Source organism: Streptomyces sp. QH1-20 (assembly GCF_041283565.1).
In the GTDB taxonomy this organism is placed as follows: Bacteria; Actinomycetota; Actinomycetes; order Streptomycetales; family Streptomycetaceae; genus Streptomyces; species Streptomyces syringius.
Window position 1 is genome coordinate 6,594,289 of sequence record NZ_CP166299.1, and the last position, 25,883, is coordinate 6,620,171.

General features: G+C 69.2%; 30 protein-coding genes and 1 pseudogene. 21 read left to right on the plus strand and 10 right to left on the minus strand.

What is annotated here, in order from left to right; genetic code table 11:
• Positions 1–96 precede the first annotated feature (96 nt).
• Positions 97–684, minus strand: a complete 588-nt coding sequence (locus AB8O64_RS29590) for a nucleoside deaminase (RefSeq protein WP_370422439.1) — start codon at positions 682–684, stop codon at positions 97–99.
• A gap of 218 nt (positions 685–902) precedes the next feature.
• On the opposite strand from AB8O64_RS29590, the gene AB8O64_RS29595 reads away from it, so the two are divergent.
• The gene (locus tag AB8O64_RS29595) at positions 903–2,282 is read left to right on the plus strand and encodes an FAD-binding oxidoreductase (RefSeq protein WP_370422440.1); all 1,380 of its coding nucleotides are present in this window, start codon (positions 903–905) and stop codon (positions 2,280–2,282) included.
• A gap of 40 nt (positions 2,283–2,322) precedes the next feature.
• Here AB8O64_RS29595 and AB8O64_RS29600 read toward each other — a convergent pair whose 3' ends face one another.
• Positions 2,323–3,102 (minus strand): alpha/beta fold hydrolase, encoded by a 780-nt coding sequence (locus AB8O64_RS29600; RefSeq protein ID WP_370422442.1) that lies wholly within the window; start codon positions 3,100–3,102, stop codon positions 2,323–2,325.
• A 287-nt stretch (positions 3,103–3,389) separates the two neighbouring features.
• Between AB8O64_RS29600 and AB8O64_RS29605 the strand changes: the two genes are divergently transcribed.
• Entirely contained in the window at positions 3,390–5,405 is a 2,016-nt protein-coding gene (locus tag AB8O64_RS29605) for a DUF5107 domain-containing protein (RefSeq protein ID WP_370422444.1), read from the plus strand.
• Between the two features lie 60 nt (positions 5,406–5,465).
• Here the strand turns inward: AB8O64_RS29605 and AB8O64_RS29610 are convergent, their stop codons facing one another.
• From AB8O64_RS29610 to AB8O64_RS29630, 5 genes are all read right to left on the minus strand, one after another.
• Positions 5,466–5,744, minus strand: a complete 279-nt coding sequence (locus AB8O64_RS29610) for a hypothetical protein (protein WP_370422445.1) — start codon at positions 5,742–5,744, stop codon at positions 5,466–5,468.
• The gene (locus tag AB8O64_RS29615) at positions 5,744–6,397 is read right to left on the minus strand and encodes an HNH endonuclease family protein (protein WP_370422446.1); all 654 of its coding nucleotides are present in this window, start codon (positions 6,395–6,397) and stop codon (positions 5,744–5,746) included. Before AB8O64_RS29615 ends, AB8O64_RS29610 begins: the two co-directional genes overlap by 1 nt.
• A 128-nt stretch (positions 6,398–6,525) precedes the next feature.
• Positions 6,526–6,876 carry a VOC family protein gene (locus AB8O64_RS29620; protein ID WP_370422448.1) on the minus strand — a complete coding sequence of 117 codons (351 nt, stop codon included), beginning with the start codon at positions 6,874–6,876 and terminating at the stop codon, positions 6,526–6,528.
• A gap of 70 nt (positions 6,877–6,946) precedes the next feature.
• Positions 6,947–7,756, minus strand: coding sequence for a class I SAM-dependent methyltransferase (locus tag AB8O64_RS29625; RefSeq protein WP_370422450.1), 810 nt, complete (start codon positions 7,754–7,756; stop codon positions 6,947–6,949).
• A gap of 76 nt (positions 7,757–7,832) precedes the next feature.
• Complete coding sequence (locus AB8O64_RS29630; RefSeq protein WP_370422452.1) at positions 7,833–9,326, minus strand: bifunctional phosphatase PAP2/diacylglycerol kinase family protein; 1,494 nt, start codon at positions 9,324–9,326, stop codon at positions 7,833–7,835.
• Between the two features lie 314 nt (positions 9,327–9,640).
• Between AB8O64_RS29630 and AB8O64_RS29635 the strand changes: the two genes are divergently transcribed.
• Positions 9,641–10,849, plus strand: coding sequence for an aminotransferase class I/II-fold pyridoxal phosphate-dependent enzyme (locus AB8O64_RS29635; protein ID WP_370422453.1), 1,209 nt, complete (start codon positions 9,641–9,643; stop codon positions 10,847–10,849).
• A 109-nt stretch (positions 10,850–10,958) separates the two neighbouring features.
• On the opposite strand, the gene AB8O64_RS29640 is transcribed toward AB8O64_RS29635, so the two are convergent.
• The 3 genes from AB8O64_RS29640 to AB8O64_RS29650 form a co-directional block, all read right to left on the minus strand.
• A complete protein-coding gene (locus AB8O64_RS29640; protein WP_370422455.1) occupies positions 10,959–11,591 on the minus strand; it encodes a DedA family protein in 633 nt (210 codons plus the stop codon).
• A complete protein-coding gene (locus AB8O64_RS29645) occupies positions 11,588–12,370 on the minus strand; it encodes an MBL fold metallo-hydrolase (RefSeq protein WP_365216380.1) in 783 nt (260 codons plus the stop codon). Before AB8O64_RS29645 ends, AB8O64_RS29640 begins: the two co-directional genes overlap by 4 nt.
• 90 nt (positions 12,371–12,460) lie before the next feature.
• Positions 12,461–12,985, minus strand: coding sequence for a GNAT family N-acetyltransferase (locus AB8O64_RS29650; protein ID WP_370422458.1), 525 nt, complete (start codon positions 12,983–12,985; stop codon positions 12,461–12,463).
• 257 nt (positions 12,986–13,242) lie between these two features.
• Between AB8O64_RS29650 and AB8O64_RS29655 the strand changes: the two genes are divergently transcribed.
• The 18 genes and pseudogenes from AB8O64_RS29655 to AB8O64_RS29740 all read left to right on the plus strand — a co-directional run bounded on the left by AB8O64_RS29655 (position 13,243) and on the right by AB8O64_RS29740 (position 25,866).
• Positions 13,243–15,270 carry a phage holin family protein gene (locus AB8O64_RS29655; protein ID WP_370422459.1) on the plus strand — a complete coding sequence of 676 codons (2,028 nt, stop codon included), beginning with the start codon at positions 13,243–13,245 and terminating at the stop codon, positions 15,268–15,270.
• Between the two features lie 235 nt (positions 15,271–15,505).
• The gene (locus tag AB8O64_RS29660; protein WP_370422460.1) at positions 15,506–15,862 is read left to right on the plus strand and encodes a hypothetical protein; all 357 of its coding nucleotides are present in this window, start codon (positions 15,506–15,508) and stop codon (positions 15,860–15,862) included.
• 1,892 nt (positions 15,863–17,754) lie between these two features.
• A complete protein-coding gene (locus AB8O64_RS29665; RefSeq protein ID WP_370422461.1) occupies positions 17,755–18,534 on the plus strand; it encodes a hypothetical protein in 780 nt (259 codons plus the stop codon).
• 331 nt (positions 18,535–18,865) lie between these two features.
• Positions 18,866–19,096: a hypothetical protein gene (locus tag AB8O64_RS29670; protein WP_370422462.1), complete on the plus strand. Its 231-nt coding sequence runs from the start codon at positions 18,866–18,868 to the stop codon at positions 19,094–19,096.
• Between the two features lie 2 nt (positions 19,097–19,098).
• Complete coding sequence (locus AB8O64_RS29675) at positions 19,099–19,290, plus strand: hypothetical protein (protein WP_370422463.1); 192 nt, start codon at positions 19,099–19,101, stop codon at positions 19,288–19,290.
• Positions 19,291–19,337: 47 nt separating this feature from the next.
• Complete coding sequence (locus AB8O64_RS29680) at positions 19,338–19,838, plus strand: hypothetical protein (protein WP_370422464.1); 501 nt, start codon at positions 19,338–19,340, stop codon at positions 19,836–19,838.
• A gap of 268 nt (positions 19,839–20,106) precedes the next feature.
• Positions 20,107–20,328, plus strand: a complete 222-nt coding sequence (locus AB8O64_RS29685; protein ID WP_370422466.1) for a hypothetical protein — start codon at positions 20,107–20,109, stop codon at positions 20,326–20,328.
• A gap of 2 nt (positions 20,329–20,330) precedes the next feature.
• A complete protein-coding gene (locus AB8O64_RS29690) occupies positions 20,331–20,864 on the plus strand; it encodes an antirestriction protein ArdA (RefSeq protein WP_370422467.1) in 534 nt (177 codons plus the stop codon).
• A gap of 96 nt (positions 20,865–20,960) precedes the next feature.
• Positions 20,961–21,263, plus strand: a complete 303-nt coding sequence (locus AB8O64_RS29695; RefSeq protein ID WP_370422468.1) for a hypothetical protein — start codon at positions 20,961–20,963, stop codon at positions 21,261–21,263.
• Positions 21,260–21,514 carry a hypothetical protein gene (locus tag AB8O64_RS29700; protein ID WP_370422469.1) on the plus strand — a complete coding sequence of 85 codons (255 nt, stop codon included), beginning with the start codon at positions 21,260–21,262 and terminating at the stop codon, positions 21,512–21,514. The genes AB8O64_RS29695 and AB8O64_RS29700 overlap by 4 nt, the downstream gene beginning before the upstream one ends.
• The gene (locus AB8O64_RS29705; protein WP_370422470.1) at positions 21,514–21,957 is read left to right on the plus strand and encodes a hypothetical protein; all 444 of its coding nucleotides are present in this window, start codon (positions 21,514–21,516) and stop codon (positions 21,955–21,957) included. Before AB8O64_RS29700 ends, AB8O64_RS29705 begins: the two co-directional genes overlap by 1 nt.
• 2 nt (positions 21,958–21,959) lie before the next feature.
• The gene (locus AB8O64_RS29710) at positions 21,960–22,163 is read left to right on the plus strand and encodes a hypothetical protein (protein WP_370422472.1); all 204 of its coding nucleotides are present in this window, start codon (positions 21,960–21,962) and stop codon (positions 22,161–22,163) included.
• Positions 22,160–22,624 carry a hypothetical protein gene (locus tag AB8O64_RS29715; RefSeq protein ID WP_370422473.1) on the plus strand — a complete coding sequence of 155 codons (465 nt, stop codon included), beginning with the start codon at positions 22,160–22,162 and terminating at the stop codon, positions 22,622–22,624. The genes AB8O64_RS29710 and AB8O64_RS29715 overlap by 4 nt, the downstream gene beginning before the upstream one ends.
• Before the next feature lie 92 nt (positions 22,625–22,716).
• Positions 22,717–23,064, plus strand: a pseudogene (locus AB8O64_RS29720) (Lsr2 family protein); the annotation flags it as partial.
• Between the two features lie 459 nt (positions 23,065–23,523).
• Entirely contained in the window at positions 23,524–23,712 is a 189-nt protein-coding gene (locus tag AB8O64_RS29725; RefSeq protein WP_370422474.1) for a hypothetical protein, read from the plus strand.
• A 24-nt stretch (positions 23,713–23,736) separates the two neighbouring features.
• Entirely contained in the window at positions 23,737–25,215 is a 1,479-nt protein-coding gene (locus AB8O64_RS29730) for a hypothetical protein (RefSeq protein ID WP_370422476.1), read from the plus strand.
• Between the two features lie 11 nt (positions 25,216–25,226).
• Positions 25,227–25,352 (plus strand): hypothetical protein, encoded by a 126-nt coding sequence (locus AB8O64_RS29735; protein WP_370422477.1) that lies wholly within the window; start codon positions 25,227–25,229, stop codon positions 25,350–25,352.
• Between the two features lie 109 nt (positions 25,353–25,461).
• Positions 25,462–25,866, plus strand: a complete 405-nt coding sequence (locus tag AB8O64_RS29740; protein ID WP_370422479.1) for a hypothetical protein — start codon at positions 25,462–25,464, stop codon at positions 25,864–25,866.
• The last annotated feature ends 17 nt before the right edge of the window (positions 25,867–25,883 follow it).

Consider the following 25,883-nt stretch of genomic DNA (forward strand, 5'->3'; position numbering starts at 1 on the left):
CCAGCGACGCCGGTTCGGGGCGCAGCCACCCCGAACCGGCCGGTCCGCACCGATCGGTAGCGATGCCGTACCGATCGTTTAAGGATGCCGAACCGCTCAGTACGGGTGCCGGTCCGGCTTGTTCGTCCAGGCGTCGTACGCGCGGGCGCCGATCTCGGGGTGGATCTGCTGGATGTCGATCCTGCGCTCCTCGAGCGGCTTCCCGAAGTCCTCGTACTGGAAGGAGTCGTCGAAGCCGATGTTCCGGGTGTCCTCCAGGCTGCGGCTGAAGTACACGGCGTCGATCCGGGACCAGTAGATGGCGCTCATGCACATCGGGCACGGGGCGCCGCTGATGTAGATGGAGCAGCCCTGGAGCATCCGGGCGCGCTCGGGCACCGGGTCCGGTGAGCCTTCGGGGCGGGGTACCAGTTTCAGCGTGCTGTCGTTCTGGCGTTCCTCGGAGATCGACGGCGCCTCGGCGTTGAGGCATTGCACGGCCTTGCGGATGCTCTCGACCTCGGCGTGGGCGGTGGGGTCACCGGTCAGCAGGACGCGGTTCTGTCCGCGCGCGATGATTTCCCCGTCGCGGGTGATCACCGCGCCGAAGGGGCCGCCCCAGCCGTTCTCCACGGATTCGGTGGCGAGGCGCACCGCCTCGGTGATGAGTTCCTTGTGGTCCATCGCGGCGTCTCCGATCGGCATCGATTCCCTCGAGGAAGGGGGTCACGGAGCCCGGTCCCCAAATGCTCCGATTGCCCTATAAATACTGTATGCGCTAGGCTACTCCGGGTGAGTTCACGCGCAAGCAGTGACTCCGCGGCCGAGCATGCCACGGTGGTGACCTCGCAGAAAGTCCGCGCGGTCGCGGGTCGCGTCGACGAGTGCCGGCGTCGGCAGACGAGGACGAACGGGGGCTCTCGATGCCCGGACGGACACCCGCGGTACGTATCGAAGGGGACCTCGTCCGGCGGGGTGACCACGCGTACGAGGCCGCCAGGGCCGACGCGGTGTGGAACGGCCTCACACCGGAGCGCTTCCCCGACGTCATCGTGCGGGCCGCGTCCGAGCGGGACGTCCCCGAAGCCCTCGCCTACGCGCGCTCCGAGGGGCTCCGCGTCTCGATCCGCTCCGGTGGTCACAACTGGTCCGGCTCCTCGCTCCGGGACGGAAGTCTGCTGCTCGACCTCTCACGCCTCCGGCAGTGCGACGTCGACCCCGCGTCGGCGACGGCCACAGTCGGGCCCGCCACCACCGGCGGGGACCTCGTCGCGGCGCTCACCCCGCACCGGCTCGCCTTTCCCGTGGGCCATTGCCCGTCCGTCGCCGTGGGCGGCTACCTGCTGAGCGGCGGACTCGGCTGGAACTCGGGCGCGTGGGGACCGGCCTGCGCCGACGTCCGGGAGATCGAAGCCGTCACCGCCGACGGCCGGACGATCGGCTGCGGGGAGACGGAGCACCCCGACCTGTTCTGGGCCGCCCGGGGCGCGGGACCCGGCTTCTTCGCCGTCGTCACCCGCTTCCGGCTCGCCCTCCACCCCCTCCCGGGGGCCGTCGTGACCACCGGTCTCACCTTCCCCCTGGCCGACACCGCCCGGGTGGCGGCCTGGGCGGAGGCGACGGCAGCCGAACTCCCGGCGCACGTCGAGACGGCTCTCGTCCTCACCGCCTCCGGCGAAGCCACCCCGCACGCCCCGGCGGGCCCGCGCGTCACGGTCGGTATGACCGCGTTCGCCACGACCCGCGAGGAGGCATACGCCGCCCTCGCCCCGGCGGAGGCCTGCCCCCTTGCCGACAGCGCCGTCTCCCGGCAGCCGGCCACACCGACCTCGTTCGCCGACCTGCACGCGGGCGCCGGTTCGGCGTGGCCGCCGGAGTACCGGTACGGGGCGGACACCCTGTGGTCGCCGGAGTCGTACGAGACGCAGCTGAGCCGCGTCGCCGACGCCGTGGCCCACGCCCCCTCCGCCAAGTCCCTGGTCCTCGCGCCGGTACGGCCCGTCTCCGAAGTCCCCGCCCTGCTGCGGAACATGGCCTTCTCCCCGCTCGGCGCCTCCTACCTCGTCTGCTACGCCATCTGGGACGACCCGGCCGGGGACGCGGCCAACCAGCGGTGGCTGCGGGACACGATGACCGCGGCGGATCCGTCGGGGCTCGGCGGCCACTACATCGCCGAGACGGACCTGGAAGCCGACCCCTCCCGGGCCCGGCGGGCCTACGCGCCCGCCGACTGGGACCGGCTGCAGGAACTCAAGGCCGCCTGGGACCCGGAGAATCTCTTCCAGTCCTACCTCGCGCCCTGACCCGAAGCGCCCTGACCCGAGGCGTCGTGACGGGAGACGCTCACCGCACTCCGTCGCACAGCTCCAGCACCAGATCCGCCACCGCCTCCGGCTCGCGCAGCGTCGGCAGGTGGTCCGACCCCGGCAGCCGCACCAGGCGGCAGCCCGGGATGCGCGCGGCCATGTCCTCGTTGCAGCGCACGACCTCCGGCTGGTCCTGTTCGCCCAGTGCCAGGGCGCACGGCATGGCCAGTTCGCCCAGCCTGCCGAACGTGGGCGGGTCCTGCGTCTGGTACGGCTGGTTGGTGAACCACGCCGGGATCGACGCCCGGATCCGGGCCGCGGCCTCGGCGTCGTCACCCACGCCGGCCCTCGCCCAGGTGCGCATGGCCAGGGCGAGAATGCCGTCCATGTCGCCTGCCTCGGCCCGCGCCTCCAACTCGGCCATGAACTCCGGGGTGGTGAGCTCCCCGGGATAGCCGGTGACGCCCGGGCACAGCAGGGCGAGCGCGGCGACCCGCGCCGGGTCGTCGAGGGCGAGGTTCAGCGTCGGAACGCTGCCCATGCTGGTGCCGACCAACGCCACCCGGCGCAGCCCGAAGTGGTCCAGGACCGCCACCAGGTCCTCGACCATGGAGTACGTCGCCGTCGCCACCGGAGAACGGCCGAACCCCCGCACGTCGTAGCGGATCACCCGGTGCCGCTCCACCAGGCGCGGCCTGATCGGGTCCCAGATGCTGGAGTCCCCGATTCCGGGGTGCAGCAGGACCAGCGGCAGACCGTCGCCGCCCGAGTCGTCCGCCCAGACCTCGCCGTTCTTGACCGACACCATGAGTTCCATGGGGCAAGTCTGCTCGCCGTGCCTCCGGACCACCAGGGCACGCCAACTCCCGTCCCGAGCCTGACACGGAGTGCCAGACTGAAGGGGTGATCAAGCGAGCGACCGACGCGACGGATCAGTCCCGGGCGGCCCTCGGCGGGGACCCCGCCCCGCGCTGGAGCTGACGCGCGGCGGGAGTGCCGCGGAGCCGGAAAAGCCCTGTTCGGCCGGGTTCCGGGCGCTCCGAGGTCATGAAGATCACGGGCCCGCCGGGCGTACGGCGCTCCCCGGAAGGGAACGAGGTCGGCGTGGCCACGAGCATCCGACGAGCTGTCCTGTCCCTTCCCGCCGCGTCGCCGGGACCCGAGAACCCGCTGCCCGCGCTACGGACCCGCGCCGAGGTCCACCGCGTCGACAGCCGGCAACGGGCCGATTTCCCCGCCGACATGGCCCGGCAGCTCGGCCACGCGCCCTTGCGCACGGTCCTGCCCGTGCGGATGCGCGACGGCTACACCCGCAAGCGGGTCCCCACCGACCTCGACGCCGTCGTCATCGAGAACGACCGGCTGCGCGTCACCGTCCTCCCCGGCCTCGGCGGCCGGGTGCACTCCATCGAACACAAGCCGACCGGTCGTCACCTCCTCTACCGCAACCCCGTCCTCCAGCCCGCCGACTTCGCCCTCAACGGCGCCTGGTTCTCCGGCGGCATCGAGTGGAACATCGGCGCGACCGGGCACACGACGCTCTCCGTCGCCCCGCTGCACGCCGCCCGGGTGCCCGCACCCGGCGGCGGCGAGATGCTGCGCCTGTGGGAATGGGAGCGGCTGCGGGACCTGCCCTTCCAGGTGGACCTGTGGCTGCCCGACGGCTCCGACTTCCTCTACGTGGGCGTGCGGATCCGCAACCCCCACGACCGCCCCGCGCCGGTCTACTGGTGGTCCAACATCTCCGTACCGGAAGTGCCCCGCACCCGCGTCCTCGCCCCGGCCGACGAGGCCTGGCACTTCGGCTACGAGCGCGCGCTGCGCCGCGTCCCGGTGCCCACCCGGGACGGCGTCGACCGCACCTACCCGCTGAACAGCGAATTCCCCGCCGACTACTTCTACGAGCTGCCCGACGGGACCCGCCGCTGGATCGCCTCGCTGGACGGCGACGGACACGGGCTCGTACAGACCTCGACCGATCTGCTGCGCGGCCGCAAGCTGTTCCTGTGGGGCTCGGGCGCGGGCGGCCGTCGCTGGCAGCGCTGGCTCACCGAGCCCGGCACCGGCGGCTACGCCGAGATCCAGGCGGGGCTCGCCCGCACCCAGCTGGAGCACGTACCCCTGGAAGGGGGAGGGGAGTTCGCCTGGCTGGAGGCGTACGGGCCGCTCGCCGCCGACCCCGGCCGGGTCCACGGCACCGACTGGGCCGCCGCGCGCGACGAGGTCGAAACCCGGCTGGAGGAGGCCCTGCCGCGCGCCGACGTGGACGCCGCGTACGCCGCGTGGCGGCCCCACGCCGACCACGAGCCCAAGGAACGGCTGGCCACCGGCTCCGGCTGGGGCGCGCTCGAAGTCGAACGCGGCGGGTACGAACTGCCGGGCACGCCCTTCGACCCCACGACGCTGGGCGAGGAACAGGCGCCGTGGCTGGAGCTGTTGCGGACCGGCCGCTTCCCGCAGACGTCGGAGGCCCTGCCGCCCGGCCCTTCGCTCGTCTCCGCACCGTGGCGTGACCACCTGGAGGTGGCCGAACCGGATCCGGTGGTCTGCTACCACCTGGGGGTCGCCCAATGGCACGCGGGCGACCGCTCGCAGGCGGTCCGCAGCTGGGAGCGCGTCGCGGACGGCCACTGGCCGTCCCTGCGCTGCCTCGCCGTCGCCGACCAGGAGTCCGGCCACCACGACCGCGCGGCCGACCGCTTCCTCGACGCCTTCCGACGGGCCGCCGCGGCATGCGGGGCGGGCGCCGAAGGGGCCGCCGCGGTGGCCGCGCTCGGCCGTGAGGCGATCACCGCGCTGCTCGCGGCCGACCGCGCGGACGACGCCGCCGACGTCCTGGCGGGCCTGCGCCCCGGCGTTCGCGAACGGGGCCGCTTCCTCCTGCTGAGAGCCCGGATCCTGCTCGCCCAGGGCGACGCCCCCGCGGCGCGGGCGCTCTTCGACGACGGCTTCGAGGTGGCCGACCTGCGGGAGGGCGACGAGACGCTGGGCGACACCTGGTACGCCATCGCCGAACGCCTCGTCGCGGGCGACGGCCCCGTCACCGACGCCGTACGCGCGACGGCCCGCGCCCGGCATCCGCTGCCGGAACGCTACGAGTACCGGATGCGACCGTCGTGAGACGAGCGCCCGGGCTGCTTTGTCCTCCATCGCCGGACGGGCTGGAAAATCCGGCCGTCGTCACGAGCCCGGTACGACCGCCTCGCCACCCGCGCGTACGGCTCGCACGACCGCGAGGTGCAAAGCTTCCAGGCCGTCCGGCGGGACCTCGGCAGGGCTGCCGGTGAGCGTGTACCACTCCTCCGCGCCGGTGTACTGGACGCGCACCGTCGCCCGGCCGTCGGGCAGCCGGGTCGTGGCGACGGTGAGGTCACCGGTGACGACGCCCACCTCCTCGGTCATCGCCCCGCCGGGGCCGGCCGTGACCTCGTCCGCGTAGCGCCGCGTCTCCTCGCTCATCAGGCGCACGTGTCCAGCATCGAGACGATCTTGTCCTTCTCCGGCTGTGTCACCGACAAGCCGTACAGGTGCTTGACGTCGGTCCAGGCGCGGGCGTACGTGCACCAGTAGGCGCTGCTCGGCGGGGACCACTGGTCGGGGGACTGGTCGCCCTTGCTCCGGTTGGAGGCCGCGGACACGGCGATCAGCTGGGAGTGCTCCAGATCGTTGGCGAAGGCCTTGCGCCGGTCCGTCGTCCAGCCGTCGGCCCCGGACCGCCAGGCGTTGGCCAGCGGCACCATGTGATCGATGTCCACCTGTGACGCCGAGGTCAGGACCTTGTCGTCATAGAGGCTCTTCCAGGTCCCGGAGACCGCCCGGCACTCGTCGTCCTGGGTCACCTCCTGGCCGTCACGCCGCAGCACGATCTCCCGGGTGTCGCATTTGTTGCCCTGCTGCGCCCAGTGCGGGAACTTCGCGCGCGCGTAGCCGTCCATCGAGTGCGGCGCCTCGACGGTCAGCTTCCCGAGCTCCTCGCGGGCGACGGCCACCGGCGGCGGCTCGGGCATGTCGGCGGGCGCCGCGGCGGCCGGAGAGACCACGGACGGGGTGAGGACTGCGGCCAGCGCGAGGGCGACGACGGCAACCGGGCGCTGTGCGCGCATGGTGAGCATGCGTCAGGAGTAACCGGACGGTACTGATGGGGCAGGGCAGGTCACCCGGTTGGTTGCGTGTCACCTCGCGCCGAGGCCCCTCCAGGCAGCGGAGGCGCGCCGGAGGGGCCGTCGTCCGAGGGCGGGGATCAGGCGGACTTGCGGTCGACGTACTCGAAGACCGCCCCGTCCGGGTGGCGGGCCACGAGGTTGCGGCCGATCGGGGTCGCCACGGGCCCCGCGATGATCTCCGCGCCCACGGTCCGCAGATCGGCGTGCGCCTCGTCGACGTCCGTGACGGCGATGGTGGCCGTGATCTTCCGGAGGATCGACAGCTCCTTCTCCGGGCCGCTCATCAGGAAGAAGCAGCCGACCGCCGCGACATCGACCCCACCACGCCGGAAGCGCAGCGCCTCGGCGCCGGTCAGACGTTCGTAGACACCGATCGCCGCGTCGAGATCACCGACACAGACCCGTAGCGAAGTCCCCAGAATGTTCATGGAACAAGGCTAGTTGGCGCACGGAGATCTTGGGGAGGGACCGCTTCACCCTCCATCGCATCCCCGACCTTCATACCCGGCACAGGAGTTCGCCGTTCAGCACGGCGAACCACGCGTCCTCCTGCCGCCCCCACTCCCGCCAGGCCGCCGCTATGTCCGCGAGCCCCGCAGCGTCCGTGTGGCCGCCGTCCACGGCGAGCCCCGCGTACGTGGACGCCACCGTGCGGTCCGCCCACAGCCCGCTCCACCAGGCACGATCGTCCTCGCCGGCGAAACACCAGGTACTCGCGCCGGCGGTGACATCGGTGAGCCCCGCCCGCCGCGCCCAGGCCAGCAGCAGGCGCCCCGCGTCGGGTTCGCCACCACCCGCGCGGGCGACGCGCTGGTACAGGTCCTGCCAGGCGTCCAGCCCCGGCACGCGCGGGTACCAGGTCATGGCCGCGTAGTCCGCGTCCCGGACGGCGACGATCCCGCCGGGGCGGCAGACCCGGCGCATCTCGCGCAGCGCGCCCACCGGGTCGCCGACGTGCTGGAGCACCTGGTGGGCGTGGACGACGTCGAAGGAGTCGTCCGGGAAGTCCAGCGCGTGGACGTCACCGGTCGTGAAGCGGACGTTGTCCAGACCGCGCTCACGGGCGACGGCGCGGGCCCGCTCCAGCACGCCCGCGGCCGCGTCCAGACCGGTCACCGCGCCCTGTGGCACCCGCTCCGCCAGATCGGCCGTGATGGTGCCCGGCCCGCAGCCGATGTCCAGGACCACCATGTCCGGCCGCAGCTCGGGGAGCAGATACGCGGCGGAGTTCGCCGCGGTGCGCCAGCTGTGCGAACGCAGGACGGACTCATGGTGTCCGTGGGTGTAGACGGCGGTCTCGTGCGACATGACGACTCCCTCGATGTCCGCGGGGCTGGTCCCGCCACCGTAGGCGCTCGTCTCGGATCGCGAGAGAGCTGTCTCGTCATTCGGGCAGTCGATAGACGACCAGCCCTTCGTTCTCCTTCGCCATGGTCAACGCGTGCGGTGCCGGGGCGATTTCACCGTCGTACGCCAGGTGCGTACCGGGCCGGATGCCGCTGATGCGCAACTGCCGCGCCCGGGCCGTGCCGAGCACCGGCGAATGCCGGAGCGCGCCCGTCAGCGCGGCCGCGAGCAGCCGGGTGCGGGCCAGCCGGCCGCCGTAGACCAGACGGACGTCGAGGATCCCGTCGGCGAGGTCGTGACGCCGCACGGGGGCCAGGCCCACGCCCCGGTACGTGCAGTTGCCGACGAAGAGCATCCACAGCTGCCGCTCCCGGCCGTCGATCCACAGCCGCACCGGCTTCGCCGAGTTCAGCACGTGCACCGCCGCCAGCACCCCGGCCGGCCAGGCCCCGATCCGGGGGGCCCACCGCTCGCGCACCCGCACGAGCTCCGGGTACGCGCCGATGCTGAAGGTGTTCAGGAAATGCTTCGTCGTGTCCGCGTCCGCGGCGTCGTCCGTCGGCCTGAACCGCACCAGGTCGACCGCCACGGCCTCCCCGGTCTCCACGGCCCGGCAGGCGTCGGCCACGGACTCGATGCCCAGGTCGTAGGCGAAGTGGTTGTACGTACCGCCCGGCAGTACGGCCAGCGGCAGCCCGTACCGCCGCGCGACGGCCGCCGCCGCGTTGACGGTGCCGTCACCGCCGAAGACGCCGAGCGCCCCGCCGAGTTCCGCCGCGCGGGCCGCCGCCGCCTTCAGCGCCTCCTCCAGCGGCTCGCCGTCGTCCTCCGCACCGCACTCGACCACCTCCGCGAGCGGGAGCACGGCGCGCACCTGCTCCGCCACGTCCGCCCGGACCGCCGCCCGCTGACCGGAGCCCGCGTTCGCGACCACGACGAGCCCCTCGCCGCCGGGCAGTGCCGGGGCGCTCGCGCGCGGCCGGGCCGGTGGCGCGAGCTGCGCCCGCGTGGGCACCAGCCCCCGCACCGCGAACGCCGCGCCCGCGCCCAGCAGCGCGCCCGCCAGGACGTCCCCGGGGTAGTGCACACCGGTGTAGACGCGGGAGAAGCACACCGACGCGGCGATCGGCGCCAGGGCCAGCCCCCACGCCGGCTTCTCCAGCGCGACACCCGTCGCGAACGCCACCGCGGAGGCGGAGTGCCCGGAGGGGAAGGACGTCGTGAACGGCTGCCGGGCCAGCTGCCGTATCACCGGCACGGCGTCCAGCAACGGCCGGTGACGGCGCACGGACGCCTTCGCGACCGTGTTGACCGTCGCGGACGCGACAGCCAGCGACGCCACCCCGCGCAGCGCCGCCCGCCGCACGGGCCGCCCGCCCACCACCGCGGCCCCTGCCGCCAGCCCGAGCCACAACGCTCCGTGATCGGCGCTGCGCGACAGCCTGGGCAGCACACGGTCACCCCCAGGCCAATGCCTGCCGGCAACCATCTTGAACACTGACCGGTCCCACGCACCAAGTACACGTCGCATGCGCAAACGTGTACCCGGTCTTTGACTGTTTCCACGCGTGGGTTTCCGCTGCGCGGGGCGGTGCCGCTGCGCGGGGCTTGTACAGGTCGGTGCCGGGCCTGCGGTGGCCTGTGGTGGGGCTGCTTCGCTTTACGCCCGAACAACAGGCCCGCGGAGGCCCGACACCGCACCTGAACAGCCTCGCGCAGCGGACACCGCCCCACGCAGCGGCAACGGTCAAAGCCCGCCGCGCAGCGGCACCGGCGGGGCACCCGCTGAGTGGCGGGGCTGCCTGCGAAGGTAGAGGCTGGCCAGGCAAGAGGTGGAGGTAACGGATGCAGGCGAATTTTCCGCCGCTTCCCGCTCTCACCGCACCGGAGCGCGGGCTGCCCGTGCTGGCGGAGCTCGCCGCGCGGGTCGCGGAGGCGGCCGGGCGGACCGGGCCCGAGGCCGTCGGGGGCGGGAGCGAGCTGCGGGACGCCGCCTGTGGGTACTGGGCGCGGCGCGGACTGCCCACCGCGCCCGGTGATGTCATCGCGGCCCCGGGCGCCGAGCCCCTGCTGCTCGCGCTGCTCGCGGCGGCGGGCGGGGACGTGCTGCTGACCCGGCCGTGTGCCGCCGGGTACGGGCCGCTCGCCCGGCTCGCCGGGCGGTCCGCGTACCACGTGCCCGTCACGGCCGAGAGCGGCGGCGTCCCCGATCCGTTCGCGATGCTGGAGACCGTGGGGCGGATCCGTGCCGAGGGCGGCAGGCCGCGGGTGCTGCTGCTGTCCGTCGCCGACGACCCCACCGGCACCGTCGCCCCGCCCGAGATCCTGCACGAGGTCTGCGAGGCCGCCGTCGCCGAGGAGCTGACCGTCATCAGTGACGAGACGTGGCGCGACACCCGGCACGACCCGCACGGCACCGTTTTCGTCGGGCCGGCGGAGATGATCCCCGGTCATGTCGTGGTCCTCACCGACCTCGCGGGTTCCCTCACTCCCACCGCCTGGCCCGCCGCCGTGGCCCGTTTCCCCGCGCAGGGGCGCGGGCCGATCCTGCGGGCCAGGGTCACCTCGGCCCTCACCGCCGTGCGGGCCGAGCTGCCGCCCCCCATCGCCGCCGCCGCGGCCTACGCGCTGGGCGAGCCCCAGCCCATCCGCGCCCGGGCCGCCGCCCTGTCCCACCTCTACGGCTCCCTCGCCGCCGCGGCCCGGGAGCGGCTTTCCGCCGCCGGGGTGCTCTGCCGACCCCCGCAGACCGGCCCCTATCTCTACGCCGACCTGGGCGAACTGCGCGCGCCCCTGGCCGCCCGCGGCATCACCGACTCCGTCGACCTGGAAACGCACCTCAGCGCGCGGCTCGGCCGGCCCGTCCCCGGCGGCCACCGTTTCGGCGACAGCCCCGACGACCTGCGGGTCCGGCTGTCCACACCGCCGCTGCTGGGCACCACCGACGAACAGCGGCAGCGGGCCTTCGACGCCCCTGACCCGCTGGAAGTGCCGGAGGTGCGGGAGGCGTTGAGCCTCCTGGGTTCGGTCTTCGGTGAACTCGCCGGCGGTTGACCTCCCGCGGTGCGGGCAATACCAGCCCGTCCGGCGATTGAGGACAAGGCACAGCAGCCCGTCCGGCGTTTGAGGACACCGCCGCGCCGCGGAGGTGCGGCCGACACTCCTAGCCGGCGGAGCCGCGCCGCAGCCGGCGCCACACCGTGGGCGCCGCGCCGACCGCCACCGTCAGGGCGACGGCGGCGACCACGCCCTGCCACGGCCGGGCGAACAGGGAGCCGCCCAGGACGCCGATGACCTGGTACGTGGCCGCCCACGCCAGCGCCGCGGGGAGCGCGCCCCGGGCGAAACGGCGGGCGGGCATCCGGGCGAGCAGACAGGCCAGCATCACCGGGATCCGCCCGGCCGGCATCAGCCGGGACAGCACGAGCACGGTTACCCCGTGCTCCTCCAGTCCCGCCCGTGCCTGCGCCAGCCGCTCGGGCGCGGCCCGCTCGCGCAGCCGCGCCAGCCAGCGCGAGCCGCCCCGCGAGGCGACGCCGCGCCGCCCGAGCCCGTACAGCGCCAGGTCACCGAGGAAGGCCGCGGCGGCCGCGACCAGGAAGACCCACAGCAGGGAGAACGGGGAGCTCTGGTGGAACGCCACCACCGCCGCCGAACTCACCACCGCGCCCGTCGGCACCACCGGCACCAGCGCACCCAGCACCACCAGCAGGAACAGCGACGGATAGCCGACCGCCTGCTGTGTCGACTCCGGCGGCACGGCTCGCGTCACCGCCTCGGCCAGTGACCCGATCACACGGCCTCCGTCGGCCGCACCGACTCGCCGTGGGCCAGCCGGTGCACCGTCGCCTTCGGCGCGAGCTGCGCCGCGAGGCGGACGAACTCCTCGCCGGGCGCGTGGAATTCATGCGGCCGCACCGCGTCCATGCCGATCGGCCAGTACGTGCCGTAGTGCACCGGCACCGCGCTCGCGGCGTCGAGCAAGGCCAGCGCCCGCGCCGCGCGGCCGGCGTCCAGGTGGCCGTGGCCGAGGAACGGGCCCCAGCCGCCGACCGGCAGCAACGCCACGTCCACCGGGCCCACCTCGTCGGCCATCGTGGCGAACAGCCCCGTGTCACCGGCGAAATACGTCGTGGCCTCGCCGCGCACCACATAGCCGAGCGCCGGCACCCGGTGCGGCCCGTACGGGCGCCGCCGCCCGTCGTGCTCGGCGTGCACCGCCCGCACCCGCACCGCCCCGACGGTCAGCTCGTCGCCGGGGGCGGCCTCACTGACCAGCAGGCCCCGGGCGGTGGCCACCTTGCGCAGCCCGGGCACCGCGGCGGGCGCGCCCCGGGGGACCACCAGACGGGTGCCGGGCGCGAGCCGGACCAGCGAGCCGAGGTGCAGATGGTCGGCGTGCAGATGCGAGACGAGCACGACGTCCGCCACGGCCGCCGCCGCGGGCGGCAGCGCGCCCCGGCGGCGGCGCAGATGCCCCAGCCGCCGGACGAAGAGCGGATCGGTCAGCACCCGCACCCCGGAGTCCTCCACCGTCGCGGTGGCATGCCCCCACCAGGTGATCTCCACCGGCACCCGGGCACCTCCCCGTATCGCTTCCCACGTCTTCCCACGTCACTTCCGTCACGCGCGTACGCGTCCCGAGCCTAGTCCTCGCGCGGGACTTCAGGAGCGCGCCTCGATGACGTGGACGCACAGCGGCAGCCCGTGCACCGGGTGTGTCGTCTCGCGCTCGCGGCGCATACCGAGCTTGCGCATGATCTGCTCGGACGCGTCGTTGCCCACGGTGTGGACACTGACGACACGGGCCAGACCGCGGTCGCGCAACGCGAAGTGCAAAGCCGCGCGCGCCGCTTCGGTGGCCAGGCCGCTGCCCCAGAACGGGCGGCCGAGCCGCCAGCCCAACTCCACCGCCGGCAGGATCTCCGGCAGGAAGTGCGGCACCGACAGCCCTACAAAACCGGCCAGTTGGCGACTTTGGCGCACCTCGACGGCGAAGAGCCCGAGACCAAGCTCCTCCCACTCCCGCTCCCACGCGGCGATCGCGTCGGCCGTCTCGGCCCGGTCCCGCACCGAACCGTCCCCGATCCAGCGCATCACCTCCGGGTCGGCGTTGATGGCGGCCATCGCGTCGAGATCGTCCTCGCGCCAGCGGCGCAGCGTCAGTCGGGGGGTGCGAAGGGAGGTCATGCCGCCATCCTGCCCAGCGGGAGGACCGAAGCCACGTGGGACGGGAATGATCTGTGCACCACGGGGATTGAGAGGGGCGGGGGTGACACCGCCGCCCCGGGCCGCCCCCCGCGGCCCGGCCGTCCGGACCACCGCTGTGCCACGCTGGAGGAGAGCCCGCCCGAGGCGCCGAAGTCCGGGTCCCCCCGGTGCGGGCGGCGATCGTGAGGTGAATCGCGTTGCGCAGGCCCCGATGGCGGACCGTGGGCGGAGCCCTGATGAGGGTCGTCGCCGTATGGGCGGTCAGCACCCTCACGATGCTGCTCCTCGCGGGTGTCCTGCCCGACTTCCGGCTCCGGTCCACCGACGGCGAGAGCACCACCCGCACAGCGATCACCGCCGCCCTCGGGGCCGGGGCGTTCGGCGTGCTCAGCGCGCTGGTGTGGCCCGTGCTCGTACGGGCCTTGCTGCTCGTGCCCGCCTTCGTGCTCGGGCTGCTGGTGTTCTTCCTCAACGGCTCCCTGCTGCTGATAGCCCTGCGTCTGGTGCCCGTCGGCCACGGCGCGGCCGAGCCGGAGACCGCCGTCGTGGTCGCCGCCGTGATGTCCGCGGCCTCGTCCGCCACCAGCACCTTCCTCGCCGTGCGCGACGACGGCGCCTACCGGCGGCGCCTCGCCCGCCTCGCCGACCGCAAAAGACGCCGCCGGGGCGCCGAGGGCGGCCCCCGGACCACGCCCGGCACGGTCTTCCTCCAGCTCGACGGGGTGGGCCACGACGTGCTGTGCGAGGCCCTGCGGCCGCGCACCGGGGCGGGCGGCCGCCGCAGGCCGCCGCTGATGGAGACCGTCGCCGGGTGGGCGGCCGACAGCCACCGCCTCACCCCGTGGCGCACCGACTGGTCCAGCCAGACCGGCGCCAGCCAGCTCGGCATCCTGCACGGCACGAACGAGGACGTGCCCGCCTTCCGCTGGTACGAGAAGGAGACCGGCGAGGTGCTGGTCAGCGGGCGGCCCGCCGGCGCGGCCGAGCTCCAGCGCCGGGCGGTTGCCCGCACCCGGGACGGCGGGCTGCTGAGCGCCGACGGCGCCAGCCGCGGCAACCTCTTCAGCGGCGGCGCCGACCAGCTGGCCCTCGTGCTGTCCGTCGCCGCCCGCCGCGGCAGACACAACCGCTCCCGCTCCGGCTACTTCGCCTACTTCTCCGACCCCGCCAACGCCACCCGCACCGCCGTCTCCTACGTCGCCGAGGTCTGCCGGGAGATCGGCCAGTCCGTGGGCGCCAAGCTCCGCCGCGAGCACCCCCGCCTCGGCCGTGGCGGCCTCTACCCCTTCGTCCGCGCCTTCGCGACCGTCGTCGAGCGTGACGTGGTCGTCGCCGCCGTCATCGGCGACATCCTCTCCGGGCGCACCGCCGTCTACGCCGACCTCGTCGGCTACGACGAGGTCGCCCACCACTCCGGCCCCCGAGGCCGCGACACCCACCAGGTGCTGCGCGGCCTCGACCGCGCCATCAAGCTGATCGCCAAGGTCACCGAGCACGCCCCGCGCCCGTACCGCCTGGTGCTCCTCTCCGATCACGGGCAGAGCCCCGGCGAGACCTTCGCGGCCCGCTACGGCCTGACCCTGGAGGAGCTGGTGCGGGCCGGCCTCGCGCCGGGCGCCGGGCGGGAGCCGGTCGTGCTGGCCTCGGGCAATCTGGGCCTGGTCTCCTTCCCCGACCTGCCGGGCCGGGTGAGCCGGGAGCTGATCGAGGAGCGGCACCCCGGGCTGCTGCGCACGCTCGCCGACCACCCGGGGATCGGCTTCCTGCTCCTGCGGTCCGAGGAGCACGGGCCCGTCGTCCTCGGCCCCGGCGGGGCGGAGCACCGGCTGGACACCGGCGAGGGCGCCGAGGACAGCCCGCTGCGGGCGCTCGGCCCCGGCGCCGAGGAGGCCGTGCGGCGCACGGCGGGCTTCCCTCACACGGCGGACATCATGGTCAATTCCGCCTATGACCCGGCGACCGGCGAGGTGCACGCCTTCGAGGAGCAGATCGGCTCGCACGGCGGGCTGGGCGGCGAGCAGGGCCGGCCGTTCCTGCTGTGGCCGAAGGAGCTGAGCGCGCCCGTCGAGGAGGGCGAGGAGCTGGTCGGCGCGGAGGCGGTGCACCGGGTGCTGCGGCGCTGGCTGCGCGAGGCGAGCGGGCCGCAGGTACCGGTGGGTCGGATTCCGATTCATCGAGGGGTGGTGGACGAATCGCTGCCGATGGGCGATTTGCCTGCACCTTTTGCGGTCGGCGACCCGGGAATGCTTGACAAAACTCAGTGATTTGGCGGAGTGTCGCGCCTCGTTGAACCATGTGTTGTCGCACGACCGGCGATTTCGCCAGCAGGACGAGAGGCGCACCACCCCATGCACGAAACCGACGGCAAGACACGCCGTTTCGGCCTTCCCACCGCCACCGCCATGGGGAGCAACGTCCGAACCGTAACACAAGGGCGCTGACCTGCATAGATGCCCGCGCAGGGCCGGTGTGTCAGCGCTCTGGGGCAAGATGACCGGCATGGACACCATCGAAGAGTTCCTGCGGGCCAAGGGGCCCTTTATGGCGGGCGGCCCCATCATCGAGACTCTGCTTCGGCGCAGGGATGAAGCCTTGGCGGCCGGCCTGGAGGACGAAGCCGGGGTTCTTGAGAACCTGATGCTCGATGTCGGCAAGCTCCTGGGCGATCAGGGCGACCCTGACTGGCGAGAAGAGTGGATCACGGAGGAGCGGGACAGGCCATGTACCCGCTGTGGACGCGTCATGCCGCGGGAGATGCTCGCGAGACTGAAGGATGGCGGGCTCGCGTGCAGGGCGGGCGGCAACCGGTACATGCAGAACTACTACGAGTGTCGTGAGATCCACGAGGTTAGTTAGTTCTTTGCAAGAGCTGGGGCCCCTCTGGGGGCCCCTTCTTTGTGTCACGGTCTGTATCAGGGTTAGTTCATTCATTCTCGCCCCAATGCAGGTACCACCGCCCTCTCTGAGGGGCGGGCGTAGAGGCCGACTCTGGCCTCGGAGGTCAGACCTGACCAGAACGTTCGGGGGTATATAACCCCCTCACTATTAATGTCGGTGTCACCTGACGATCTGGGGGACTAGAAACCTCCAAAGAGTGAGCCAGGTCACCTTTAAGGGGGCTGCCGGGGCCCTTAAAGGGCTCGAAGAAGGGTTCAGGGGATTAGCTGAGGCCGGCAGGGGGCCGCGAACCACGCTGCGGGTTAGTTAGTTCATACCCGTACATGATCGAAGGAAGGCACCCCTGGTGGGTCCTTTGAATGAATGCACAGGTATTACCCCCGGGCATGTATCACACATTGTATTAGCGTTAGTTCATGCATGAATGCGGCACGAATGAACCCAGGTATCCGTCATGACATTCGGGCTAGCGCTGAATACCTTTCGGAATGAACGAACTAACCGTATTCCGTAGGTAATCAAGGCGCGACACTCCGTTACGGCATACCCATTCCGGAGCCTGCATTGCCGCGCATAGTGGTCAAGTTACAGGTTGAGATGTGACATCAGTCTCACTGTGGGCCGACGGCTAGCCAAGTGGAGCGCCCTATAGGTGTGACATGGGACACAGGGGGGGCCTAAAGGGCGGTATACCTGCGTGACTAGCGCCACATAATCCACCCTCTTTGAGACCTTGCCTATTGGTGGCACGTGTGCAGAAGGAGGGTATTTCATGAGTTGAGATGTGACACATGCAACGCTGAAGGGCATTGACCGTGCGTGCGCCTTATGCAATCGCGCGCGTCTCCTTTGAAATAAAGGATTCGTGTCGCAGTGAGGTGCCTGCCTTGGCGCGTCCATGTGGTTGCGAAGCACGTGGAGATGTGACACCTTTAGGTCATCGCAAGGAACGCCCCACAGGGAAGCGCCCCCAGTACCACTCGCTAAGCGAGAATGCGGAACGGGAGATCAGTAACCGGGGATGCGTACAGCGAACGGAAAGGCCCTTCTGAGGGCCGATCCCAAACCAACCTAGGAACTAGTGCTAGGTCTCTGTGTAAGAGCCCCTACAGGGCTTACAGAGATACCAGCTAGGGACATCACATAGGCCACACAGGGCGAAGCGAATAACCCTGGAGTGAGCGCGTACCGGAGCGGGGTGAATCCTGCGATGAGCGGCGCGCTACGTGAGCGGATAGCGGGACATTGACCGGCCCGAAATGGATAGGTCAGACACTCAAGCTAGCGGGGAAGCTACCCCCGTAACCATCTGAAATTGACTCTCACACACCCCGAACCGATGCACGGCAAGCGTGGTGGGTACTGCGGAACTGATACTTCCATGGGCCTTGAACGCGTCTCTAAGTGCGCGACATGGGATGTGTGGGGGTGAGTGTCAGAGGGGTTCTGATACCAGCAAAGAAAGGCGCACACGATGCACTGTGCTGTGTGTGAGTTGTGGGGTATTGAGCGTCAGGCTCGATACGTTGGCCCGTGGTCTGATACGGGAGTCATGCATGGCCGGTGTGGTGCGTGCATGATCGGAATCAATAGGGAATGGGCAGGATTCAAGCCCGTTCAGGAAGCGAGCGAGATCAATGCGTAGAGAACGCGGGGCGTGGCTGCGCATGGTGAGCGCTGATGATCATTGGAGATTACAGCCGTGGCAGGTTCACGAGATCCAAGGGGGCACGTATAGGTAAGCGGTAGCGCGCTTTACTCATGCCCTCAAGTTGAGATGTGACATCTGAGGGTGTGGGTATGGCGCTCTAGCAATAGGCAAGAGTGACCGGAAGGGACACACACACATCATGAGCGTGATCATTGACGTGAAGTTCAACGACTTCGCACGGGAGTATGCCGACACCTCGCGGTACGCCCCGGACCTGTACGACATGGCGGAACTGGCCATTGACTTTGGGTGGCGGGGGTTCGGAATGGTGGACGACGGCACGGGTGAGCCCCTGACCGTGTGGGACTTCCACAACTACTACGAATGCGACTGCTCCGAAAACCGAATCAGGGTCAACTGTGAAAGCGCGCTGAGCGCATTCAAGGCCGCTGGTGTGGAGACCTACAGCCACAAGGGGTGGATTGTGTGGGACGCATCCAGCCGTGCCGGGCACGAGATAGCGCGGAAGATCAGCGCATCGCTGGCTCACTACCCTGTCTTGGATGATGAGCGGCTGTCCGAGATCGAGTGGGACAACGCGGTACGGATGATTGAAGACCTGTACCGGCTCCCCGACGACGTGACCGCTGATGACGTGATCCGGGAAATGCCGGAAGTGCCGCACTGCTCCAACTGCTCAAGCTGTGACGTGGAAGAGGCGTTGGCCTCGCTTGGATACAGCCAATGCATGGACTGTTCTACGTGGATTAAGACGGACGAGTATCCGTCTGGGCGCGTCTGTTATGACTGCGCAGAGCGCGAGCGCGAGCGTGATTGCGAGTGCATCCCGAACTACGTTGACGGCCTCCGACACATGGGGCTGTACCCGGCTGCATCGGATCTGCGAGAGATCCAGCGCGGTTGTGAGACGTGTTATCCGGTCCGCTGGCCGCACGGCGGCGCAAAGCTGGGGGTCTGAGTCGTGGGGAAGCAGACGAATAGGGGTGGAGTCCAGCACACAGGCGCGCTCCCGGATGGCCGCATCGGTTGCCGAACGATGGGCTGCATGAACGTGGCAACCCGCTGGATTGATATGGAGCGCTACGGGGACCGCCGTTGGCTCTCTACGTCCTACTGCGACGACCACGGCGATTGGGAGTTGAGCGACCCACACCACACGATGCGGGTGCGTCTAATCGAGCACTGAGCGGCTTTAGGCAGGTTCACAAGTTGAGATGTGAGCCTGACTATGGACTCTCAGAGCCGAAGAGAGTGAACACGAAAGGCAAGACGTGATGACGATCCGACACATGACAGACCTTGACCTGAACAGCTTCCGAGTGGGGAAGCGCGTCCGGGTCAAGCTCACTGCTTGCCCCTACACCGGCCGTGAGGCCGGTATCTATCGCGGGTCCATCCAATACATCAATGGCGACCACGTTGGCGTGTGGGTTCCCTGCAAGGGGCATGGCGCCGCCGATGGGTTCCTTACCGGCTCCGCCCGAATCGACCACAACGGCGTATTGATTGAGGGTCGCTGATCATGCAGACATACGAGATTGAGGTCTACCAGACGGCCACTTACCGCTTTCAGATCGAAGCGGAGAACGAGGAAGCAGCGCAGGGGTTGGCGGGCGAATTCTGGGACGGAGTCCCCGTCGAGGAAGAAGCAAAGTACCTGCACAGCGTCTATGACTCGCTCGTGGATAGCGTGACCGTGAAGGGTGGCAAGTGATGCGGGTTAACGAGTGGACCGGAATAGTTGAGTGCTCGGGTTGCAAGATGGACCTCGCGGCATACCCGTCGGATTACGACGCGGGCCCGGATGGCGACGTGTACTGCGGTCATTGCGAGAACGAGCGGCATGTCTGCCCGGTGCCGGTCAACGAATCGGTTGCTTCCAAGGTGCTCCGCGACGCTATCCAGCGCATCAAGTGGCACGAATGCCAGTGGCGCTTTAACGGCACCGGCCCAGACCACCAAGAGCTACTGCGGGCGCTGCTGGGGGAGTTCCAGGCCCAGACTCAGGCCGGCCGGGGATGTGACCGGCCTTACACGGTCGTCATGGACTGGGAATCGGACTGGTGGGAGTCCGGGGCTGACGACGTACGCGACTTCGGTCAGGACGACCCCGTGACCTTTCATGTATGGGCTCCGAATGCCTCCGACGCTAGCGACGTAGCGCGCGACAAAGCGGAAGCCGTCTTCAAGGAAGCGGCCGAATACCTCGGGCACATCGCGGTTCTTCACGGACACGCCCCCCTTGTTGGAGATGGGGAGTAATGGCCGACGAATGCGCTTGCGGAACGAACCCGCCCTTTGATTGCGACTACTGCGAACGCTGGGACTTGGAGAACTGCGTATGCGCAATGGGCGTTGACTTCCCCTGCAACCTTCACAAGTAAGGACACCGAATGTACGTCGCTCACATCGGCCCGCAGTGGCACCGACGCTTTGACGACTACGCGGCAGCGGTCGCGTACGCGGCCTCTTACGGACTCCCGTCCGCATTCGTTGAGTTGAACCTGAGTAAGCGGAGGTATCGGAGCGCATGACCCCCGCAAGCGTGGAGATCGGCCTACGCGTCGAATACCGCTCGATGTACGGACACAAGCTCTCCGGAACCATCCGGGGAGTCGTCTACGGCGCCCCCAAGATGAAGCGCGACAACATCACGCACGCAGTCATTCAAGGCTCATACGACAGCAAGCCAGTTGACCGCTCCCACGACATGCACGTGATCCCCCTCAAAGATGTTCGGAAGGTTCGCTAACCATGCATCAGATCTACGCCGCGTGCCTCGCGGCCTACAACCACGACATCCATCACGGCGAATGGATCGACGCCACGCAGGACCCCGAATCGATCCACCATGAGATCCAGCTCATGTTGGAGTCCTCCCCGATACCTGGCGCGGAAGAGTTCGCGATCCATGACTACGACGGCTTTGGTGGTATCCAGCTCGGAGAGTACGAGTCGATTGAAGACTTGCACTTGATCGCGCTCGCACTCGATGACTTCCCCGCCGTGGTGGTGAACCACTTCCACGGGGAGGTGCCCACGGAAGACCTCTACGAGACGTGCCAAGACCAGTACATCGGCTCTGTCACAGAGGAGTTGGGCCCGGAGGAGAACGCGTACGCCGCGTACATCATCGAGCAGGAAGACCACTACTGGCAGAACCTGCCGCAGGAGTATCACTCCCACATGCGAGCCATCGCGATCAGTGAGGCGCAAGACCGGCTCCTGTGCGGTGAGACCGCCCTCTACGAGGGGGCCGGTACCTGGCACTTCGTAAGTACCTGCTGACGCCTAGCGGCTGGATATCAGGGGCTCAAGTTGAGATGTGAGCCTCTGGTGTCGAGCCTCTAGGACCCGCCTAGGCCCGAGCGAAGGGAACACAAGATGACCGACTTTGAACACATCAGGTTCAAGCTTGATGACGGAGCACGAGAAAGCCTCTGCAACGCGGTTGCAGCCGCGCGGCGGGCCACCAAGTCCGCGCACGCAGCGAACGGCCTGTGGGTTGCCTGGAAGGCCCTGGAGACGGCCGACCCTGACGGTTCGTTCGTACTCACCAGCCGCGAACTGTACTGGGTCGGCAAGGCGAGCCGACCCGAGTACTGGCGCGACGAAATGACCATGACGTACGTCATGGCCGACATACAGCGGCAGTTCAACGAGTGGAGCATGGGGGGCAGCAAGTGAGCCGCATCAAGGACTACATCGAGCTTGAGGACTCCGTTCTCGACGCGGCGGAGGACGCCGCCCATCACGACGACGTGAAGACCAGGATGCGAGCGATAAGCCACCTGTTCGACGCGATCGGGGAGCACGTCAGCCGTTCGCGCTTCCACGACAAGCCGAAGGTGGTGTCCGTCCTCGTGCGGCGAGCTGCTGAGACGTACATCAGCGCCCGGCGCGAGGTCATCGCGGATGTTCGGGCGGTGGCGGCGTGATGTTCGAGCCGAAGATGTGTGACACCTGCTGTACGCCGCTCGACCCGTTCATGCCGTTCGCAACGGGCGTTGTCACCTACAAGCACCCGGCATGGGTCGGAAAGGAGTGGGACCACGATCCCGTGCCGGTACCCAATGACCCCGGCCGGCTCCGGGGGAGCTGTGACTTCTGCTCCGCAGACCACCCCTCGACCGCCTTCGAGACGGTCAAAGCGATCGTCATGCAGGACGGCCCTTTTACCCACGTGTTCGCGGACCCGTGGGCTGCGTGCGAGCGATGCGCTGTACACGTCCGGAACCGCTCACCACACCTGTTGATCGACCGCGCGGTCATGGTGCTGCCTGGCACCCTCAACCGACCGCAGCGGCGGGCAAGGCGTAAGGAGATCAAGACGCTGCACATGGCGTTCTTCCAGGCCGGGCCCGAAGAGGTGGGGCTGTGAGCGTGACCTACACGAAGGGCGCTTACGTCTTCATCAAGCGCGGTGACGGATCGGTACTCACGGCCGGTCGAGTCCAACGGCGTCGTCCGGACGGCCGCTACAAGGTGCGCAAAGCCGGAACGAACCAGGTGGTCACCGTGCCGCCTGGCCGCCTGGAGCAGCACCCGCAAGCCGCTTGGGCGCAGGCTGGTGAGGTTCGGCAGTGAACGACGAAATCACGCATTGGCAGGTCGAGTTTCGCCTGAAGGGCGAGAAGCGGGCAGTCACCCGCCCTTGCATCTTGGAGGACGGACGTAACCCGCTCGAAGACTTCCCTCGGATGATCGCCGTTACCTACACGGGCACGGCAAGCCGGGCGGACGAAGTACAGATCATGGCGATACGAAAGGCCGCACCGCGAATGAGCGAGAACCTGACCCGTTACCCCTGCCCGGTGGACGACTGCGACTCGTTCCTGGAGATGACGGTCCCGATGTGGCTCAACATCTGGACGGACGACGACGGCGCCGCATACTTCACGATCGCCGGGCACGATGCGCCCACATTCTTCACGTGCGGAGCGGAAGAGGCACACAGCCTCTTGGACTTCCCGACTGTCCTGGTCGATCAAGTCTTGGCGCGGCTGAGCACGGCAGAGACCGCGATGTACGAAGAGCAGTACGGCTGACGCGAGCAGCTTTGGTGAAGGGCCCGGCATCTGCCGGGCCCTTTGTCATGGCTGATCGACAACCGATCAGGCACCACAAAGGAGAAATAGTCATGGCGCAGCAGCTCGTCACCACCTACATCGATGACCTCGACGGCACGGAGACCACAGAGCCGGGCGTCATCCGGACCGTGGAGTTCGGGATAGATGGGGCCCTGTTCGAGATCGACCTGACGGACACCAACGAGGATCAGCTTCGTTCGGTCCTGGCCCCGTATCTGGCCGCAGGAAGGAGGGCCCAGGGCGAGGCCGGCCGCCCCGCCTCGCGGTCGTCTGCCAGGCCCAAGAACACCTTGGACACCCAGGCCGTACGGGCTTGGGCGAGGGAGAACGGCTTCGAGGTCAACGACCGGGGCCGCATCCCGGCCGCCATCCAGGAGGCGTACCGCATGGCGGCCGGTGAGGGGTCCTCGCCCGCCCCTGCCGCCACACCTGATCCGACTTCGCAGTCTGACGTGATCGTGAGTGAAGAGGAGGCGGCCACGCACTATCAGCCGCTTCCGGTGCCCCAGGGCCGCGAGAAGAACTGGCACAAGCGCGAGGGGTATGGCTGCGAGCGCACCGCGCGCATCGAGGACATGACCCTTCTGGAGCGGGTCAACGCACTCCAGGACAGCAACCTCAAGATCCTCGGCCAGCTCGTTGGTGACCTCCCGCGAGGTAAGGGCGGGAAGGTGACGGGCTTCGCTGTGTCCGCCAAGCGGCTCCTGAACTTTGAGTTCATCGACGAGCGCGGAGACATCACCCCGTTCGGCCGGTACGCCTACCAGGTTCACGCCCAGAAGTGATCCGAGGGGCCTTAGTCGGGGGCCGGTGATCCGGCCCCTTGGCTATGGCCTCTCGGAATGGAGGAGAAAGAAATGGCGCGACGAGTCATCGAAGAGATCGTCTGCGACGGGTGCCGTGCAAAGGGCACGGAGCGCAAGGGAGTTACGGCGCTGACCGTGGGCTCGGATAGCTACGACCTGTGCCAGGAGCACGCTGACCGGTTCGCCGCGTACTTCGCGGACCTGTTCACCCCCGCCACCACTGCCGCCGTCGCGGCCTAGACCTCGAAGGAAGAACAACCCACCATGAGCGCCGAGCAGTTCGAGCAGTTCCGGAAAATGCAGTACGGCCCCCTGGGGAAGGCAGTGGCAGCGGCCATGCCGCACAGTGAGGCAGACCCGATCGGCGTGTACGCAGCCACCCTGTCCCTATGGTCCTCCGCGGTGGCTGGCAAGGTCTTCCAGCCCAGCGGCCGGCCGACTGTCTTCTGGTCGGCCCTGGTAGGGGTTACGAGGGCGGGGCGCAAGGGGTTCGCCTTGAGTACCGCGCGGGCCATCCTGGAACCGTCCATCGGCGGCTTCTTGGCCACGCGAATGCGCAAGGGCATCAGTAGCGGCCCGGCGCTGGTGACAGCACTGTTCGAGGTCGAGCAGGAGTCCTTGACCTCGGAAGGCGGTCGAGATGGCCGCGTCATGATCACGGAAGGGGAGTGGGCGTCGATCCTCAAGCGCGCCAATCGGGATGCGACGTACCACGACCAGCTCATCAACGCCTGGGATGGTGAGGCCGTGGTGAACACGACCAAGGGCAAGGGAGGTAAGAGGGAGGAACAGCGGGTCGACGTACCTCTCCTCGGCTATCACGTTCACATCCAGCCGGGCCGGTGGGCGCCCCTCGTCAAGCCAGAGTTCGCGCTGGGCGGTGCGTTCAACCGCATCCCGCACTTCCTGGTGAAGCAGTCTCAAAGCCTCCCCGACGACATCAAGAAGCCGCTGGACGCTGTGAAGGAAACCCCAGCACTCACCCGCGCCTACCGGTGGGCGCGGGAGAAGGTCCGGGAGATGGAGTTGTCTCCGGAGGCGGCAAAGTTGCACGGCGCGTACCGCCGTGAGTTCGATGACCGCATTGCGTCGATGCCCGAAGATGCCGCCTGCTTCATCGTGCGAGGAGACGAGAACCTTCTTCGGATCGCATGTCTCCTGGTGGCCGCCGAGCGGAAGACCGTGATCTCCGTGAAGGCGTGGAAGGCCGCTCACGCGATGATCGAGTACTCAATGAACTGCACTGAACAGCTCATCAACGAAGCCCGACAGGGCTCGGGGCGACAAATGAAGACGGTCGAGCAGATCGTCAGGGAGGCGCTGCACCGCTACGGCGGCGAGGCCACCCGCACTCTGATCCTCCGCTCACTCGGTACCCGAGGCAACGCTGACGCACTCACCGCGGCCGTCGAGAAGATGCCGGACGTGGTGATGGAGATAGGGCAGGGCGCCGCCAAGGGCGGGCCCAAGCCTGTGATGCTGCGCTTCGTCGATGCCAAGCAGGAGGGTGAGGACGAGCACCAGGAGCAGCCCGAGGAGCGGCCGAAGCTCGCCGTTGTCCCCGCGCAGACGGAGCGGCCAGTGCCCCGGAAGCGGGCGGCCAGCACCGGGCCCAAGCAGCCGGCCACGAAGAAGGCCCCCGCCAAAAAGGCGGTCAGGAAGAAGAGCGAGGGGACGTCGAAGAACGCCCCCGCCAGCCAGACGGCAGACGCGTCCAAGAACCCCCTGGCTGACCTACTGTGAGCCCCAGCCAGATGCCACAGAGGCGCCCCAACCGCATGGTGCAGGGGCGGTACGCGGACCTGGCCCGCCGCTGGTCGGCGGGACACTGGATCGACTTGGACAAGGCGGAGCTGGGCGAGGCAGAACCCGTCGAGTAGCCCCAGTTCCTACGTGAGGGCCCCTCCGTTCTGAGGGGCCCTTTCGTTGTCTCGGGGACGGCCTTACACCCGTTGTCGGTACTGACGCATATGTCGGTAGATTGACCATATGCACATAAGAAAGACCGCCCTCGTTGCCATTCTGGCCCTGGGGCTGACGACTGCCCTCTCCGCCTGCGGTAACGGTGGCAACGACGAGAAGGCGAGCGAGCCGACCGACCCCGCGCCGGGTCTCGTGGCTCGGGCGGTGAAGGACAACGGCGGCTGGATCAGCGAGGGCAAGTTGCGGAGCCTGTCCGTCAAGAAGATGTGCTCTGACTCCAAGGACGAGGCCACCGCAGTGGCAGAGGTCAGCGCCGACCTGATCACCATTAGCGTCCTCGCCGTCGACAACGGCGTGACCAACGCCAGGGCCGACAAGGCTGCGGAGGACGCTTACCGGGCCGTCTACAAGAAGCACTGCCCGAGCAAGCTCCCCATCCTGAACAAGGCCGTGAAGCAGTTCGACGAGTAGCAGATACACCAAAAGCC